This is a genomic window from Chloracidobacterium sp. (assembly GCA_025057975.1).
Lineage (GTDB): Bacteria > Acidobacteriota > Blastocatellia > Chloracidobacteriales > Chloracidobacteriaceae > Chloracidobacterium.
Genome location: JANWUV010000008.1, coordinates 1 through 13,302 on the forward strand (window position 1 = coordinate 1; position 13,302 = coordinate 13,302).

General features: G+C 43.2%; 23 protein-coding genes and 2 pseudogenes. All 25 read left to right on the top strand.

Going from position 1 to position 13,302, the window contains the following annotated elements; translation table 11 throughout:
• Positions 1–556 (top strand): annotated as a pseudogene (locus NZ585_08250) (EF-Tu/IF-2/RF-3 family GTPase).
• Between the two features lie 42 nt (positions 557–598).
• A complete protein-coding gene (rpsJ, locus tag NZ585_08255) occupies positions 599–925 on the top strand; it encodes a 30S ribosomal protein S10 (GenBank protein ID MCS7080027.1) in 327 nt (108 codons plus the stop codon).
• Positions 926–966: 41 nt separating this feature from the next.
• Positions 967–1,602: a 50S ribosomal protein L3 gene (gene rplC / locus NZ585_08260; protein ID MCS7080028.1), complete on the top strand. Its 636-nt coding sequence runs from the start codon at positions 967–969 to the stop codon at positions 1,600–1,602.
• 36 nt (positions 1,603–1,638) lie between these two features.
• Positions 1,639–2,289: a 50S ribosomal protein L4 gene (rplD, locus tag NZ585_08265; GenBank protein ID MCS7080029.1), complete on the top strand. Its 651-nt coding sequence runs from the start codon at positions 1,639–1,641 to the stop codon at positions 2,287–2,289.
• Between the two features lie 6 nt (positions 2,290–2,295).
• A complete protein-coding gene (gene rplW, locus NZ585_08270; GenBank protein MCS7080030.1) occupies positions 2,296–2,598 on the top strand; it encodes a 50S ribosomal protein L23 in 303 nt (100 codons plus the stop codon).
• A 25-nt stretch (positions 2,599–2,623) separates the two neighbouring features.
• A complete protein-coding gene (gene rplB / locus NZ585_08275; GenBank protein ID MCS7080031.1) occupies positions 2,624–3,445 on the top strand; it encodes a 50S ribosomal protein L2 in 822 nt (273 codons plus the stop codon).
• A gap of 17 nt (positions 3,446–3,462) precedes the next feature.
• Positions 3,463–3,750, top strand: a complete 288-nt coding sequence (gene rpsS, locus NZ585_08280; protein MCS7080032.1) for a 30S ribosomal protein S19 — start codon at positions 3,463–3,465, stop codon at positions 3,748–3,750.
• Positions 3,751–4,130: 380 nt separating this feature from the next.
• Entirely contained in the window at positions 4,131–4,808 is a 678-nt protein-coding gene (gene rpsC, locus NZ585_08285) for a 30S ribosomal protein S3 (GenBank protein ID MCS7080033.1), read from the top strand.
• Positions 4,809–4,820: 12 nt separating this feature from the next.
• Complete coding sequence (rplP, locus tag NZ585_08290; protein ID MCS7080034.1) at positions 4,821–5,258, top strand: 50S ribosomal protein L16; 438 nt, start codon at positions 4,821–4,823, stop codon at positions 5,256–5,258.
• On the top strand, positions 5,258–5,461 hold the full coding sequence (rpmC, locus tag NZ585_08295; protein ID MCS7080035.1) for a 50S ribosomal protein L29: 204 nt from the start codon (positions 5,258–5,260) through the stop codon (positions 5,459–5,461). Before rplP ends, rpmC begins: the two co-directional genes overlap by 1 nt.
• Positions 5,458–5,709 (top strand): 30S ribosomal protein S17, encoded by a 252-nt coding sequence (rpsQ, locus tag NZ585_08300; GenBank protein ID MCS7080036.1) that lies wholly within the window; start codon positions 5,458–5,460, stop codon positions 5,707–5,709. The genes rpmC and rpsQ overlap by 4 nt, the downstream gene beginning before the upstream one ends.
• 6 nt (positions 5,710–5,715) lie before the next feature.
• Positions 5,716–6,093 (top strand): 50S ribosomal protein L14, encoded by a 378-nt coding sequence (gene rplN, locus NZ585_08305; protein ID MCS7080037.1) that lies wholly within the window; start codon positions 5,716–5,718, stop codon positions 6,091–6,093.
• A 254-nt stretch (positions 6,094–6,347) separates the two neighbouring features.
• A complete protein-coding gene (gene rplE / locus NZ585_08310) occupies positions 6,348–6,890 on the top strand; it encodes a 50S ribosomal protein L5 (protein ID MCS7080038.1) in 543 nt (180 codons plus the stop codon).
• 46 nt (positions 6,891–6,936) lie between these two features.
• Positions 6,937–7,329 carry a 30S ribosomal protein S8 gene (rpsH, locus tag NZ585_08315; GenBank protein MCS7080039.1) on the top strand — a complete coding sequence of 131 codons (393 nt, stop codon included), beginning with the start codon at positions 6,937–6,939 and terminating at the stop codon, positions 7,327–7,329.
• A gap of 9 nt (positions 7,330–7,338) precedes the next feature.
• A complete protein-coding gene (locus NZ585_08320; protein MCS7080040.1) occupies positions 7,339–7,905 on the top strand; it encodes a 50S ribosomal protein L6 in 567 nt (188 codons plus the stop codon).
• Between the two features lie 58 nt (positions 7,906–7,963).
• On the top strand, positions 7,964–8,269 hold the full coding sequence (gene rplR / locus NZ585_08325) for a 50S ribosomal protein L18 (protein ID MCS7080041.1): 306 nt from the start codon (positions 7,964–7,966) through the stop codon (positions 8,267–8,269).
• Between the two features lie 7 nt (positions 8,270–8,276).
• Complete coding sequence (rpsE, locus tag NZ585_08330) at positions 8,277–8,780, top strand: 30S ribosomal protein S5 (protein ID MCS7080042.1); 504 nt, start codon at positions 8,277–8,279, stop codon at positions 8,778–8,780.
• A gap of 47 nt (positions 8,781–8,827) precedes the next feature.
• Positions 8,828–9,025 (top strand): annotated as a pseudogene (gene rplO / locus NZ585_08335) (50S ribosomal protein L15).
• 114 nt (positions 9,026–9,139) lie between these two features.
• The gene (secY, locus tag NZ585_08340; GenBank protein ID MCS7080043.1) at positions 9,140–10,567 is read left to right on the top strand and encodes a preprotein translocase subunit SecY; all 1,428 of its coding nucleotides are present in this window, start codon (positions 9,140–9,142) and stop codon (positions 10,565–10,567) included.
• Positions 10,564–11,289 carry an adenylate kinase gene (locus NZ585_08345; GenBank protein ID MCS7080044.1) on the top strand — a complete coding sequence of 242 codons (726 nt, stop codon included), beginning with the start codon at positions 10,564–10,566 and terminating at the stop codon, positions 11,287–11,289. Before secY ends, NZ585_08345 begins: the two co-directional genes overlap by 4 nt.
• Positions 11,258–12,010, top strand: a complete 753-nt coding sequence (gene map, locus NZ585_08350) for a type I methionyl aminopeptidase (protein ID MCS7080045.1) — start codon at positions 11,258–11,260, stop codon at positions 12,008–12,010. The genes NZ585_08345 and map overlap by 32 nt, the downstream gene beginning before the upstream one ends.
• A 28-nt stretch (positions 12,011–12,038) precedes the next feature.
• On the top strand, positions 12,039–12,257 hold the full coding sequence (gene infA, locus NZ585_08355) for a translation initiation factor IF-1 (protein ID MCS7080046.1): 219 nt from the start codon (positions 12,039–12,041) through the stop codon (positions 12,255–12,257).
• 12 nt (positions 12,258–12,269) lie between these two features.
• Positions 12,270–12,383 carry a 50S ribosomal protein L36 gene (rpmJ, locus tag NZ585_08360; protein MCS7080047.1) on the top strand — a complete coding sequence of 38 codons (114 nt, stop codon included), beginning with the start codon at positions 12,270–12,272 and terminating at the stop codon, positions 12,381–12,383.
• A gap of 25 nt (positions 12,384–12,408) precedes the next feature.
• Positions 12,409–12,792, top strand: coding sequence for a 30S ribosomal protein S13 (gene rpsM / locus NZ585_08365; protein MCS7080048.1), 384 nt, complete (start codon positions 12,409–12,411; stop codon positions 12,790–12,792).
• 22 nt (positions 12,793–12,814) lie between these two features.
• Positions 12,815–13,234 (top strand): 30S ribosomal protein S11, encoded by a 420-nt coding sequence (gene rpsK / locus NZ585_08370; GenBank protein ID MCS7080049.1) that lies wholly within the window; start codon positions 12,815–12,817, stop codon positions 13,232–13,234.
• Positions 13,235–13,302 lie beyond the last annotated feature (68 nt).

Consider the following 13,302-nt stretch of genomic DNA (forward strand, 5'->3'; position numbering starts at 1 on the left):
GTTTTTGATGCCGATTGAGGATGTGTTTTCGATATCGGGGCGTGGGACGGTGGCGACTGGGCGCGTGGAGCGCGGGGTGGTGAAGGTGTCGGACGAGGTGGAGGTGGTTGGGATTCGGCCGACGCGGAAGACGGTGGTGACGGGTGTGGAGAGGTTTCGGAAGTTGTTGGATCAGGGGCAGGCTGGGGACAACGTGGGGGTGTAGTTGCGGGGTGTGGATCGGCGGGACATTGAGCGGGGGCAGGTGATAGCGAAGCCGGGGACGGTGACGCCGCACACGAAGTTTCGGGCGGAGGTGGATGTGTAGACGAAGGAGGAGGGGGGGCGGCACACGCCGTTTTTCAAGGGGTATCGGCCGCAGTTTTACTTTCGGACGACGGACGTGACGGGGGTGGTGGAGTTGCCGGAGGGGGTGGAGATGGTGATGCCTGGGGACAATGTGGCGCTGTCAGTGGAGTTGATTACGCCGATTGCGATGGAGAAAGGGCTGCGGTTTGCGATTCGGGAGGGGGGGCGCACGATTGGCGCCGGCACCATCTCCGAAATTATCGAGTAGCTAGAGCCAGCTCACATAAGGAAAGGTGAGGGGCGTGGAAACATGATGAGCGATAAGATACGCATCAGGCTGGAAGCTTACGACCATCGGATTCTTGACCAATCCGCCTTGGAAATTGTTGAGACGGCGCGTCGCACGGGCTCAAAGGTCGCTGGGCCCATACCGCTACCGACCTCAAGAAGCCGTTTTACAGTGCTACGGTCGCCTCATGTGGACAAAAAATCGCGCGAGCAGTTTGAAATCTGTACCCATAAACGTCTTGTAGATATTTTGATGTCGACGCCTCAGACAGTAGATGCCTTAATGAAGCTTGATTTACCGGCCGGAGTTGATGTTCAGATAAAGACCTTTTTCAAAGAAAAGCGGTAGGTAAGGAAACATTGTGAGGAGAAAAAGCAATTTAGAAAGCCATGGCTGAAGGAATTTTAGGCATAAAAGTCGGCATGACCCAAGTTTTTGATGACAAGGGTGCTGTTGTTCCAGTAACCGTAATCAAGGCCGGTCCTTGTGTCGTAACGCAGCATAAAACTCAGGCAAAGGATGGCTACAACGCCATCCAAGTTGGGTTAGTTGAGTCTCGGCCGCCGAAGAAGGTGAGTAAACCGCTTCGGGGGCATTTCGAGAAGACAGCAAAGGGGACGCCCCCAACACGGTTACTTAGGGAGTTTAGAGTTGAGAATGTTGAAAAGTATCCAATTGGTTCCTTAATCCTAGCAAGCATATTCAAGCCGGATGATCTGGTGACGATTACTGGTAAATCAAAAGGACGCGGCTTTGCTGGCTTCGTTAAGCGTCACGGCTTTGGCGGTGGACGTGCTACGCATGGTTCAATGTTTCACCGTGCTCCAGGCTCAATCGGGGCTTCCTCTTTTCCTTCGAGGGTCTTCAAGGGCAGCCGCATGGCTGGTCACATGGGCAATGTCAATTGTACGGTTAAGAACTTGAAGATTGTCAGGGTTGATGAGAAGTTGGGTATTTTGTTGGTTCGTGGTGCTGTTCCTGGAGCAAATGGAAATTACTTGATTATTAAAAAGGTTCATTCATAGTTTTGTGTGGTTTTATGTGATTGGAGCGGTTCAGTTATGTCGCTAGTAACAGTACGTAACTTAGATAATGAACCAATTTCTGAGCTAAAGATAGAAGGAGTTTTATCAGAAACTCCATTGAATATCACTCTGATAGGAGAGGCTGTCCATGAGTATCGTGCAAGAGGCCGGGCTGGAACTGTAGCCACTAAAACACGCGGTGAGGTCTCTGGTTCAGGTAGGAAGTTGTGGAGGCAGAAAGGGACAGGGAGAGCGCGTGTTTCAAGTATTCGTTCACCCTTATGGAAGGGCGGTGGAAATGTACATGGACCACAGCCGAGGGATTGGTCGTATACTCTTCCAAAAAAGAAGAGGTGGAAGGCAATAGCTTCAGCTATTGCGGAGCGTTTGAGAGAAGGTGGTGTAACAGTCGTTGATAGTATCTCACTTCCTACTCACAAGACAAAATTTCTCTATTCCAAACTTAGTGCATTAGGGTTGTCAAACCATAAGGTGTTGATTATTGATTCTACCTTGAATAAAAACCTTATGCTTGCCTCAAGAAATCTTGCTGGAGTGAAAACCGTAAATCCTCTTGGCGTCAACATCTATGATCTACTCCTTCATGAGAAGATACTGATTAGTCAGCCTGCGCTTGAGGCTTTGACCTCGAATATTCAGAGGATACTTCATGGAAAGGGACGGTGACAGTAAATGGATATCCTCAGTGTTATAAAGTCACCTGTGGTTAGCGAAAAGGCCCTAGTATTGAAAGAGCAAAGTGCTAGTCCGAGTCAAGTATTAACTTTTCGCGTTCACAAGAAGTCTACAAAACTTGATATCAAGAGAGCAGTTGAGTTCTTCTTTAATGTAAAGGTACAGTCGGTCAATACGGCAAATTTCAGAGGAAAAAAAGTTCGTAGGGGTCGTTACCAAGGTAAAAAGAGTGACTGGAAAAAAGCATATGTTACCCTTGCACCTGGTCATGTAGTTGGAGATTACTTAGAATCTCTCTAAATACCGTTCCGGGCTTCTTCATATTATGCCGATCAAGAGTGTAAAACCAACCTCGTCCGCGCGACGTTTCCAAACTTTTATTATTGACCCCGACCTTTCTAAGGAGAGGCCAGTAAAGTCTCTTACTGAGAAGAAGAAGAAAATCTCTGGGAGAAATAATGACGGCAGGATTACCACCCGCCATCGAGGTGGTGGGCATAAACGACTCTACAGAATCATAGATTTCAAGCGGAACAAGTTAGGCATACCTGGTAGAGTAGCCCGAATTGAGTATGATCCAAACCGCTCAGCAAGAATTGCATTGATAAACTATGTAGACGGTGAAAAACGTTATATACTAGCTCCTCTTGGATTAAAAGTCGGTCAGACAGTTATCTCAGGCCCAGATTCGGACATAGTTCCCGGTAATGCCCTCCCGATACAGAAGATACCCTTGGGGACTGAGTTACACAACATAGAACTTCGTCCGGGAAAAGGAGGACAGTTAGCGCGGGCGGCAGGAGCCAAGGCTCAACTCGTGGCAAAAGATGACAAAATGGCCCAGCTGCGACTTCCGTCTGGTGAGGTGAGAAAAGTTCCAGTTGCCTGCTATGCAACAGTTGGCCAAGTTGGAAATATAGACCATGAGAATGTTTCCCTTGGAAAGGCTGGAAGAGCACGCTGGAGGGGTTTGCGTCCGGAGGTTCGTGGAGTTGCGATGAATCCTGTTGACCACCCCCTTGGGGGTGGGGAGGGTAAAACCTCAGGTGGGAGGCATCCTGTGACGCCCTGGGGGCAACCGACTCGTGGTTACAAAACAAGGCGTAACAAACGAACGGAAAAGTACATAGTTCGTCGTCGCAAGTAGCTAGAAAGGAGGATGAGATGCCTCGCTCGGTGAAAAAGGGTCCGTTTGTGGATAATTCCATACGTGATATTGTGTCTCGTCTTAATGAAGCAAATGAACGGCGGGTTATTAAGACTTGGTCAAGGCGTTCGACTATTATACCAGATATGGTTGGTCATACATTTGCTGTTCATAACGGCAGGAAATTCATCCCGGTCTTTGTGTCGGAAAACATGGTAGGACATAAACTTGGTGAGTTTGCTCCAACAAGGACATTTAAAGGACACGCCGGTGACAAGAATGAAAAGTCAGCAAAGCGGAGATAATCAATGCGTTCTGTTGCCATACTTCGCTCGTCAAAAGGTTCGCCTCAGAAAGCAAGGCTTCTTGTTAACCAGGTTAGAGGACGTAATGTGACCGAGGCTTTAGCTTTGCTTGGTCTAAGTAGTAAGCGCTTGGCTAGAGTCTTGAAGAAAGTTCTGTGGTCAGCTATATCGAACGCAGAGTATATTGCTGAGAAAAGAAATACTCACATAGATATCGAGAAACTCATTATCTCGGAATGTTATGTAAACACAGGGGTGACTAAGTATCGTCGGCGGATACGTCCTGCTCCAATGGGGAGAGCATATAGAGAGCAGAGACGGCTATTCAGTGTAAAATTTGTACTGACAGATCAATCTGAATAGGATCGGGTTAGTAACTAATGGGCCAGAAAGTACATCCATATGGATTTCGGCTTGGAATCGTCAAAAATTGGCGATCAACCTGGTACTCGGACAAAGACACAGATTTTGCCAAGCTCGTTACAGAGGATTTTCAATTACGCAAAGAGCTAAAACAACGATTCTCAGGAGCAGGTGTAGCAGCGATTGATATAGAACGTGCTGTGAACAAATTAAAGGTAATAATTCACACTTCTCGTCCTGGGGTTATTATTGGTAGGAAAGGGACAGAAATAGATAAGTTGAAGTCTGAAATTCAACAAAAGACAGGGCGAGATGTAATTATAAACATTCAGGAGATACAGAAGCCGGAGTTGAATGCTCAGCTTCAAGCTGAGCAGATTGCTTCACAGATAGAGAAAAGAGTTGCATTTAGACGCGCAATGAGGAAAGTTACAGAAAGTGCTAGGCGCTTTGGTGCACAGGGTGTAAAAGTGATCGTCTCAGGACGACTGAATGGAGCAGAGATAGCAAGGAGTGAACAATACTTAGAGGGTAGAATGCCATTGCACACGCTTAGGGCTGATATAGACTATGGTTTTGCTGAAGCGTATACTACTTATGGCGTGGTAGGCGTCAAAGTTTGGATATACAAGGGAGATATATTCTCAATGAAACGAAATCAAAATAATCAAGTAGACTTTTGGAGAAAAGGTTAACAACGAGATATTATGGCAGAGTATAAGTCTCCTAGGAAAACAAAATATAGAAAGCAGCAACGTGGTCGGCTGACTGGTATAGCAACTTCAGGGTCGAGTATTAGCTTTGGTCAGTACGGATTAAAGGCTGTTGAGCCTGCTTGGGTAACAAGTCGTCAGATAGAAGCTGCAAGAATAGCTATATCTAGGTCATTGAAAAGAGGTGGTAAGATTTGGATAAGGATATTCCCAGATAAGCCTGTCACAAAAAAGCCTGCTGAGACAAGAATGGGGAAAGGTAAAGGGGCCCCTGAAGGTTGGGTGGCTGTTGTAAAGCCAGGAAGAATACTCTTCGAGATAGAAGGGGTTAGTGAGGCACTCGCTAGGAAGGCAATGAATCTAGCTGCGCAAAAGTTGCCGATGAAGGTAAAGTTTGTCTATAGAGAATTGGAAAACGGAGCTATACTGTAATGACAATTGAAGAAATTCGGTCTAAGTCACTCAGTGAACTCGTCGCTCTAGGAAAAGAAATGAGACTGGAAGTTGCAAAGCTTACTCTGAAGAAGAATTCAGGAGTTATTGAAGCAGGTAATAAAATATCTTCGATAAAGAAAACTATCGCAAGAATAGAAACAGTAATAGCGGAAAAGAAAAGAGAGGCTACGAAGAAATGAGTAAACTCGAAAAAGTTGGTCTTGTTGTGAGCAACAAGATGAGGAAGACGGTAACAGTGAGAATTGAGAGACTTGTTATGCATCCAGTATATAAGAAGTTTATTCGCCGTCATTCAAAATTTCTTGCCCACGATGAACTATCATGTAAAGTTGGTGATAAAGTTAGAATTGTTGAATCTCGCCCACTCTCGGCAAGAAAGCGATGGGTAGTTAAAGAAATCATTCAGAGGAATGCTATGGGGAAGTAAACGACTATGATACAAATGCGTACCATATTAGAAGTCGCTGACAACTCTGGTGCAAAGAAGATATCATGCATACTGCCGCTTGGTGGTTCGGTAGGGAGGACAGCTTCGATTGGCGATATTATCACTGCAAGCGTCAAGGAAGCCGCCCCCGACGGTTCTATCAAGAAGGGTCAAGTAGTCAAGGCCGTAATTGTAAGAACTCGTAAAGAGGTAAGAAGGAAGGATGGAAGTTATGTTCGATTTGACCAAAATGCCGCGGTTTTGGTTAAGCGCGGTAGCGAAGGATGGGATCCAGTTGGGACAAGGGTTTCTGGGCCCGTTGCCAGAGAGCTAAGAGATAAGAAATTTATGAAGATAATATCCCTTGCCCCGGAGGTGATATGAAGAGCAAAAAGTTGACAAAAAATATAAGGATAAATGACAGTGTTATTGTTATATCTGGTAAAGACAAAGGTAAGTCAGGTCGTATAAAGAGCATAGATCGTAAAAGATTGAGAGTAATTGTAGAGAATATTGGAATGTGTGTTAAGCACCAGAAAAGATCATCAGTACTTGAAAGCCATGGGATTCTTAAGAAAGAATCTTGGATTTCGATTTCAAAAATTAAGAAAATATAATAGCCAAGGAGATATAAATTTATGTTGGACAACTTGCAAAAAGAAAAGGTTATCAATAGAATGAGAGAAATTTTTGGCTATAAAAATGTTATGTCAGTTCCTAAACTTGAAAAAATAGTTATCAATATGGGAGTAGGCAAGGATTATGTAGCCTCAAAAAATCTTAAAGTATTAGAGACAAGCCTGTCCGAATTAGCACTTATAACAGGTCAGAGGCCAGTTGTGACACGTGCTAAGTTGTCGATAGCCTCATTCAAGCTACGTAAGAACGATCCAGTTGGAGTCAAGGTTACATTGCGAGGGAGGAGGATGTATGAATTTTTTGAGCGCTTAGTAAAGATAGCTCTGCCAAGGGTGAGGGACTTCAAGGGAGTTTCTCCTAAATCTTTTGATGGGAGAGGTAACTATACCCTTGGCGTTAGAGAGCAGATCATGTTTCCAGAAGTAGATATCACTAAAGTTGAGAAGGTAAGAGGAATGAACATTACCTTTGTAACAACTGCTAAAACCGACGAAGAGGCAAGAGAGTTACTCAGATGTCTTGGTATGCCTTTTAGAAAGTAAGCCAAAATTTTACTAGTAGAGTGGGCTTTTAGTAGGTTAAGGTTATATGACAGATCCAATTAGCGATCTCCTAACAAGGATACGAAATGCAACTAGGGCCGGGCACTCTAAGGTAGATGTAAGCTACTCGAAGATAAAAGCGGAGATTGTAAGACTCCTACGAGAAGAAGGCTACATCAATAACTACAAGGTTACGGGTGAAGGCTATCATCGAACAATACGTATCTATTTGAAGTACTCGCAATCCTCTGAACCTGTTATACAGAACCTCCAAAGGATATCTAAGCCTGGCAGGCGGGTCTATGTCGGAGTTGATGAAATACCTCGTCCGCTAAACGGACTCGGAATTTGTATACTAAGTACCTCTCAGGGCATACTCACTGGTAAGGAAGCCCGCCGAAAGCGCGTTGGTGGGGAACTTCTCTGTATAGTTTACTAAGAGGAAAGTATGTCACGAATAGGAAAAAAGATAGTGGATTTCTCAGGCCTTAATGTTAAGGCTGAGGATGGCTTTCTCACTATTGAAAAAGGCAATTTATCTAAGAAAATAAGAATTCCTGATGGAATTGAAGCTGATGTGTTAAATAATCAAATCAAGGTTACTGCGTTAGATCACAATAGTCGTAAGTTTCAAGGATTGATAAGGACGCTCATCAATAATGCTGTCATTGGCCTTTCCTCTAACTTCTCTGTGAGTTTAGATTTAGTTGGAGTAGGTTATAAGGTAGAACAAAAAGGTAATAAGTTAATACTCAACCTAGGGTTTTCACATCCAGTGGAGTATGAATTGCCAGAAGGAATAGACTGTGCAATAGAAAGGATGCAAAAATCAATTCAGCAATATCAGGCAACATTGACAGTAAGAGGTTGGGATAAGGAGAGAGTGGGGCAGGTAGCAGCTGATCTTGTAGCGCTCAAGCGCCCAGATGCGTATAAGGGTAAAGGTATACGCTATGCTGATCGGCCACTAGTCCTAAAGCCAGGTAAGTCCGGTACAAAGGGTAGCAAGAAATAAAACTGTATAAGGTATAAAGGCATAAAGGTATAATCGAGGTGACAAGGAGCTATAGGAGATGAAAAGCCAAAGGTACCGTCTATGTGTTTTTCGGAGTTCTAAGCACATATATGCTCAAATAATAGATGATTCCCGTGGTATGACCCTTTGTGCTGCAAGTTCTCTAAAGCTTAGGGACTATCCTGAGAATCTTAATGGTTTATCAAGGAAATTATATAGGGCAAGCCAAGTAGGTATGGAAATTGCAGAAAGAGCTAAGAAGCTGGGAATCAAGGATGTATACTTTGACCGCAATGGGTACAAGTACCATGGCAGAGTAAAACAGCTAGCAGAGTCGGCACGACTAGGCGGTCTCAATTTCTAGAGGACCTATGCAAAATAGAATTTTCCCGGAAATTAATGATTCAGAGCTAAGAGACTTCATTGTCTCTATTAGACGTGTTACAAAAGTCGTAAAAGGTGGCAAGAACATGAGCTTTAGTGCTCTTGTTGTTGTTGGTAATGGGGATGGCGTCGCAGGTTTTGGTAATGGTAAGGCCTCTGAAGTACCTGCTGCTATAAAAAAAGGCATTGAATCAGCGAAGAAAAACTTGATTAGAGTGAGTATAACTAATGGTACACTCCCTCATGAAGTGCTAGGTGTTTTTGGTGCAGGTAAGGTCTTGATAAAGCCTGCTAAGGAAGGTAAGGGAATTATTGCTGGAGCCACGCTCCGAGCAGTTCTACAAGTCCTTGGTGTTCGCGATGCAGTTACTAAAGTGCTCGGCTCTCGTAATCCTCATAACATCGTCCGAGCAGCCTTTGAAGGGCTTTCTAGGGTTCGCTCAAAAGAGAAAGTTGCCTTGCTAAGAGGTAAAAGCCAATCTGACTTATAATCATAAAGTCTAACTAACTCATATCAAGCGCTGGAGTAGAGACGATAATGCTTGGGCTTAGTACCCTTCCAAAGATTGAAAGGAAAGTAAAGAAGAGAGTAGGGAGAGGTCCTGGTTCAGGGATTGGTAAAACAGCTGGACGAGGGACAAAAGGACAAAAGTCCCGTTCTGGTTATGTGTCAAAGCGAGGTTTTGAGGGAGGGCAAATGCCCCTTCAGAGGAAGCTTCCAAAACGAGGTTTCACTAGAAGGAATAAGGCTTAGCATTTCCTTAACTACAATCTGATAACTGTTACAGTAAGTTGATGCTTATATGGGGCGTAACAGTTTCATAGTACAGAATCTCCTCTTGGTCAAGAAATGAAAAAGGTCGAAGAGTTAAGACAGTTTATAACAAGTGTAGTAAGTTCAAAAGATGTAAGAAGCAGAGTGATTTTTACCTTACTAGTATTACTTTTATATAGGTTAGGTAGCCATGTTCGTGTGCCAGGAATAGATCAGGATAAATTAAAGTCAATATGGGAAACTCTCCAGGGCTCTCTGGTTGGCGTTCTAGACTTATTTTCTGGCGGTAACTTAAAAGTTATATCAGTATTTGCGCTAGGTATAACGCCGTATATAACGGCTTCAATTGTCATACAATTGCTTACCGTTGCTATAGCACAGTTGAAAAGATTACAGGAGGAAGGCGAGGCAGGGAGACGTCAAATCAATCAGTACACGAGATATCTGACCATACTCCTATCTATATTTCAATCTACGGCAATCAGCTTTTGGATGTTATCTCAACCGGGGTTGGTAAGTATATCGTCTAGAATGTTTCTCCTGGTATCAGTTATAGCCTTGACCACAGGAACAGCAATTGTCATGTGGATGGGGGAGCAGATATCGGAGAGAGGTATTGGAAATGGTATAAGCTTGCTTATATTTGCAGGTATAGTTGTTAGATTACCTTCGATAATTGTACAATTTACTGAGAGACTCGGAAGTGATCCTATTTCTGCATTAGAGAGCCTACTTGTGGCTATGCTCTTGCTGCTTATCGTAGCACTCATAGTATTTGTCGAAAAAGCATACCGTCCGATACCAATAGAACATACAAGGCGAAGAGAAATAGGAGTGTCTTCGAAGTCATATCTGCCATTGAGAATTAATATGTCGGGTGTAGTACCTGTCATATTTGCCTCTTCTTTATTGGCGTTTCCGATAACGGTTACTCAGTTTGTAAGCATAAACTCCTCTGGAATTTATGAATGGCTGACGAAAATCTTACGCTCCGGTCACCCGATATATGAATTAGTCTTTATTATGTGTATTGTATTCTTTTCTTTTTTCTATGTCTCAGTTATTTTTGATGTACAGGATGTATCTAATAATCTTCGAAAATTTGGCAGCTATGTACCAGGTGTAAGGCCTGGTAAATCAACTGCTGAATACCTGGATTCTATAGTAATGAAGCTTACATTTGTTGGGGCTATATACTTATCATTTATTTGCTTTGTTCCGCAGTTTATAGCTAGTGGACTAGATGTTGGAGAGATACCGTTTATCGGTGAGTGGCTTTATGCTAATATAACATCAAACTCTGCCTTGTCATGGATAGTGAAAGGGTTCGGCTATACTTTCTACTTCGGCGGGACATCCTTGCTTATAGCTGTCGGAGTATCAATAGACACTGCTCAGCAATTAGAGGCTCGTCTGATAACTAAGAAGTATGAGCTTTTAGGGAGTACGGGTCGAAGGTTTAGGGGACAGCGCTTTTTGCAAGAAAGTGGCTACGTTAAGTGAAAGTGGCTATGTTAAGTGAAAGACCTGTTGTAGTAATCCTAATAGGCCCTCCTGGCTCAGGAAAGGGAACTCAATCAGCAAGACTAAGCGCTGCGCTTACCTTACCAAAAATCTCGACTGGTGATATTCTTCGATCCTATGCTTCCAACGAAGGCCCGCTCTCTGAAAAGCTATCCAAGATTCTTGCTTCTGGCGCACTAGTCCCGGATGATATACTAGCTTCCATCATTACAGAGCGATTATCCTGCTCTGATTGTGAGAACGGCTTTATACTTGATGGTTATCCAAGGAACCTAGACCAAGCTATCTTTCTAGAAAAGCTTCTAACGAAAAAAGGAAGTAAGCTTATCGTAATTGAAATAGTAGTTCCTGAGAGTGTTCTTGTGAAAAGGGTAACAGGTAGGTTTTCTTGTAAATCCTGTGGAGCTATATACAATCAGTATTTTGCAAAGCCGAAGCTTGAAAGTATGTGTGATCAGTGTGGCGGTTCTGAGTTTTACTATCGTGTAGATGATAAGGAATCAGTTATACTTGAAAGACTAAAGTCATATTCACTTCAAACACTTCCTCTTGTTGATTTTTACAGTGATCAGGATGCGTTATGTAAAATAGATGGTAATCAGAACTTCGAAGATGTTTATAAAGACATACTCTCTTGTATCTATAAAAAAGTTGCTGAAGTGCCTAGAGATGATTATATCAAAGACGCCTTATCAGATTGAAAAAATGCACACAGCTGGTAAATACTTAGCGGAACTTATAAATGTCTTGAAGGAGAATGTTATACCAGGCATAACAACATCGAGGCTGAATGATCTTGCTGAGGAATGGCTGAGGCGCAAAAACCTGTATTCACCGTTTAAGGGCTATCGCGGTTATCCTGCTAGTATATGTGTTTCAGTGAACGAACAGGTTGTTCATGGTATTCCGACAAGTAGGGTAATCAAGGAAGGAGATATTGTTAGTATAGATGCAGGGGTTGTCTTTGAGGGATATGTAGCTGACGCTGCGACTACAGTACCGGTTGGAGAAACTTCAGAGGAGTTACGAAAACTACTAAAAGTTACAGAATCATCATTATATCATGCTATAAATAAAATGGTAGAGGGAAATCGTTTGTATGATATTACTTATGCAATTCAGTCATATGTAGAGCCGTACAATTATGGCTTAGTCAAGGATTTTTGTGGTCATGGTGTTGGACGAAAGATGCATGAAGATCCACAAGTGCCTAACTGTGGACACCGTCCTAATACTGGCCCGCGCCTGAGATGTGGTTGGGTTTTGGCAATAGAACCCATGGTCAATCTAGGTACAGCCTCTGTTAGAGTTGAGAAAGACGGATGGACTGTTGTTACAAAAGATGGCAAACCTTCAGCCCACTTTGAGCACACTGTTGCTATAACTCCGAATGGACCACTCGTACTAACGGAACACTCATAGTAGAGTTTGAATAAAGAGAGGAACCTGCATGCCTAAAGAAGATGCGATAGAAGTTCCAGCTTTTGTATTGGAAGCACTACCGAATGCAACGTTTCGTGTTGAATTAGAGAATAAGCATGTGGTCCTTGCACGTATATCGGGAAAGATGCGTAAAAATTTTATAAAAATCTTACCTGGCGACAAAGTCTTAGTTGAGCTTTCGCCTTATGATCTAACTAAGGGAAGGATTATTTACCGTTATAAATGAGGAAAACGGATCATGAAAGTGAGGGCATCTGTAAAAAAAATATGCAAGTCTTGCAAAGTAATTCACAGATTCGGCGTTGTTCGAGTTATCTGCACTAATCCAAAACACAAGCAAAGACAAGGATAAGTCTCAACTGCACGGGAAGTGGTTTATGGTACGTATTGCTGGTGTTGATCTTCCAGAGAATAAGAGGGTAGACATAGCTTTGACATACATTTACGGGATAGGACGTCCTCTTGCAGCTAAAATACTTGATACAGCAAATGTAGACCCTAGTATTAAGATACATAACCTTTCGGAAGAAGAACTAGGGCGTATAAGAGCTGTTATTGATAGTTCAGTAGTTGTCGAGGGAGATCTTAGAAAGCAAGTTCAGATGGATATAAAGCGGTTGATGGAGATTCAGTGCTACCGGGGGTTAAGGCATCGAAAGAATCTTCCAGTTCGTGGACAGAGAACGCATACAAATGCGAGAACACGTAAGGGACCAAGACGTGCAACTATAGCAAAGAAGAAAGCACCTGGTAAGAAATGAATTTTGATTTGTTGGAGAAGTTATGACAAAAAAAATAATAAAAGCAAAAAGCACCGAGAAGCGAAAGAGTTATAAGAAAAAAGAGAAGAAAAATATTCCTCAAGGAATTGTCTACATTCAAGCTTCTTTCAATAACACTATAGTTAGTATAACAGACCTAAATGGCAATGTGCTGACCGCTAGTAGCTCTGGTGCACTGGGATTTAAGGGCTCAAGAAAAGGAACACCTTTTGCCGCTCAACAAGCTGCAGCAAAAGCAGCTTCGATGGCACGAGAGTTAGTAGGAATGCAATCCTGTGAAGTTAGGGTGAGCGGTCCTGGCTCGGGGCGTGAGTCAGCAATCAGAGCAATACAAGCAAGCGGCATAGAAGTAAAAGTGATCCGTGATGTTACACCAATCCCGCACAATGGTTGTCGTCCTCGTAAAAGGCGTCGAGTTTGAGTTATGTAGGCTTCGCAAGGAATGTGACCAAGGAACATGACTGTGACAAAGGAATGTGACTAGGCAAG

What these genes read in the sequence shown, in the direction of transcription:
- rpsK (MCS7080049.1), top strand. Translation starts at nt 12,815, where the DNA reads ATGACAAAAAAAATAATAAAAGCAAAAAGCACCGAGAAGCGAAAGAGT.
- rplD (MCS7080029.1), top strand. Translation starts at nt 1,639, where the DNA reads ATGTCGCTAGTAACAGTACGTAACTTAGATAATGAACCAATTTCTGAG.
- rplE (MCS7080038.1), top strand. Translation starts at nt 6,348, where the DNA reads ATGTTGGACAACTTGCAAAAAGAAAAGGTTATCAATAGAATGAGAGAA.
- NZ585_08320 (MCS7080040.1), top strand. Translation starts at nt 7,339, where the DNA reads ATGTCACGAATAGGAAAAAAGATAGTGGATTTCTCAGGCCTTAATGTT.
- rplC (MCS7080028.1), top strand. Translation starts at nt 967, where the DNA reads ATGGCTGAAGGAATTTTAGGCATAAAAGTCGGCATGACCCAAGTTTTT.
- rplW (MCS7080030.1), top strand. Translation starts at nt 2,296, where the DNA reads ATGGATATCCTCAGTGTTATAAAGTCACCTGTGGTTAGCGAAAAGGCC.
- secY (MCS7080043.1), top strand. Translation starts at nt 9,140, where the DNA reads ATGAAAAAGGTCGAAGAGTTAAGACAGTTTATAACAAGTGTAGTAAGT.
- rplP (MCS7080034.1), top strand. Translation starts at nt 4,821, where the DNA reads ATGGCAGAGTATAAGTCTCCTAGGAAAACAAAATATAGAAAGCAGCAA.
- rplB (MCS7080031.1), top strand. Translation starts at nt 2,624, where the DNA reads ATGCCGATCAAGAGTGTAAAACCAACCTCGTCCGCGCGACGTTTCCAA.
- rpsC (MCS7080033.1), top strand. Translation starts at nt 4,131, where the DNA reads ATGGGCCAGAAAGTACATCCATATGGATTTCGGCTTGGAATCGTCAAA.
- rpmJ (MCS7080047.1), top strand. Translation starts at nt 12,270, where the DNA reads ATGAAAGTGAGGGCATCTGTAAAAAAAATATGCAAGTCTTGCAAAGTA.
- rpmC (MCS7080035.1), top strand. Translation starts at nt 5,258, where the DNA reads ATGACAATTGAAGAAATTCGGTCTAAGTCACTCAGTGAACTCGTCGCT.
- rpsH (MCS7080039.1), top strand. Translation starts at nt 6,937, where the DNA reads ATGACAGATCCAATTAGCGATCTCCTAACAAGGATACGAAATGCAACT.
- rpsS (MCS7080032.1), top strand. Translation starts at nt 3,463, where the DNA reads ATGCCTCGCTCGGTGAAAAAGGGTCCGTTTGTGGATAATTCCATACGT.
- infA (MCS7080046.1), top strand. Translation starts at nt 12,039, where the DNA reads ATGCCTAAAGAAGATGCGATAGAAGTTCCAGCTTTTGTATTGGAAGCA.
- rpsM (MCS7080048.1), top strand. Translation starts at nt 12,409, where the DNA reads ATGGTACGTATTGCTGGTGTTGATCTTCCAGAGAATAAGAGGGTAGAC.
- rpsE (MCS7080042.1), top strand. Translation starts at nt 8,277, where the DNA reads ATGCAAAATAGAATTTTCCCGGAAATTAATGATTCAGAGCTAAGAGAC.
- rplN (MCS7080037.1), top strand. Translation starts at nt 5,716, where the DNA reads ATGATACAAATGCGTACCATATTAGAAGTCGCTGACAACTCTGGTGCA.
- map (MCS7080045.1), top strand. Translation starts at nt 11,258, where the DNA reads ATGATTATATCAAAGACGCCTTATCAGATTGAAAAAATGCACACAGCT.
- rpsQ (MCS7080036.1), top strand. Translation starts at nt 5,458, where the DNA reads ATGAGTAAACTCGAAAAAGTTGGTCTTGTTGTGAGCAACAAGATGAGG.
- rplR (MCS7080041.1), top strand. Translation starts at nt 7,964, where the DNA reads ATGAAAAGCCAAAGGTACCGTCTATGTGTTTTTCGGAGTTCTAAGCAC.
- rpsJ (MCS7080027.1), top strand. Translation starts at nt 599, where the DNA reads ATGATGAGCGATAAGATACGCATCAGGCTGGAAGCTTACGACCATCGG.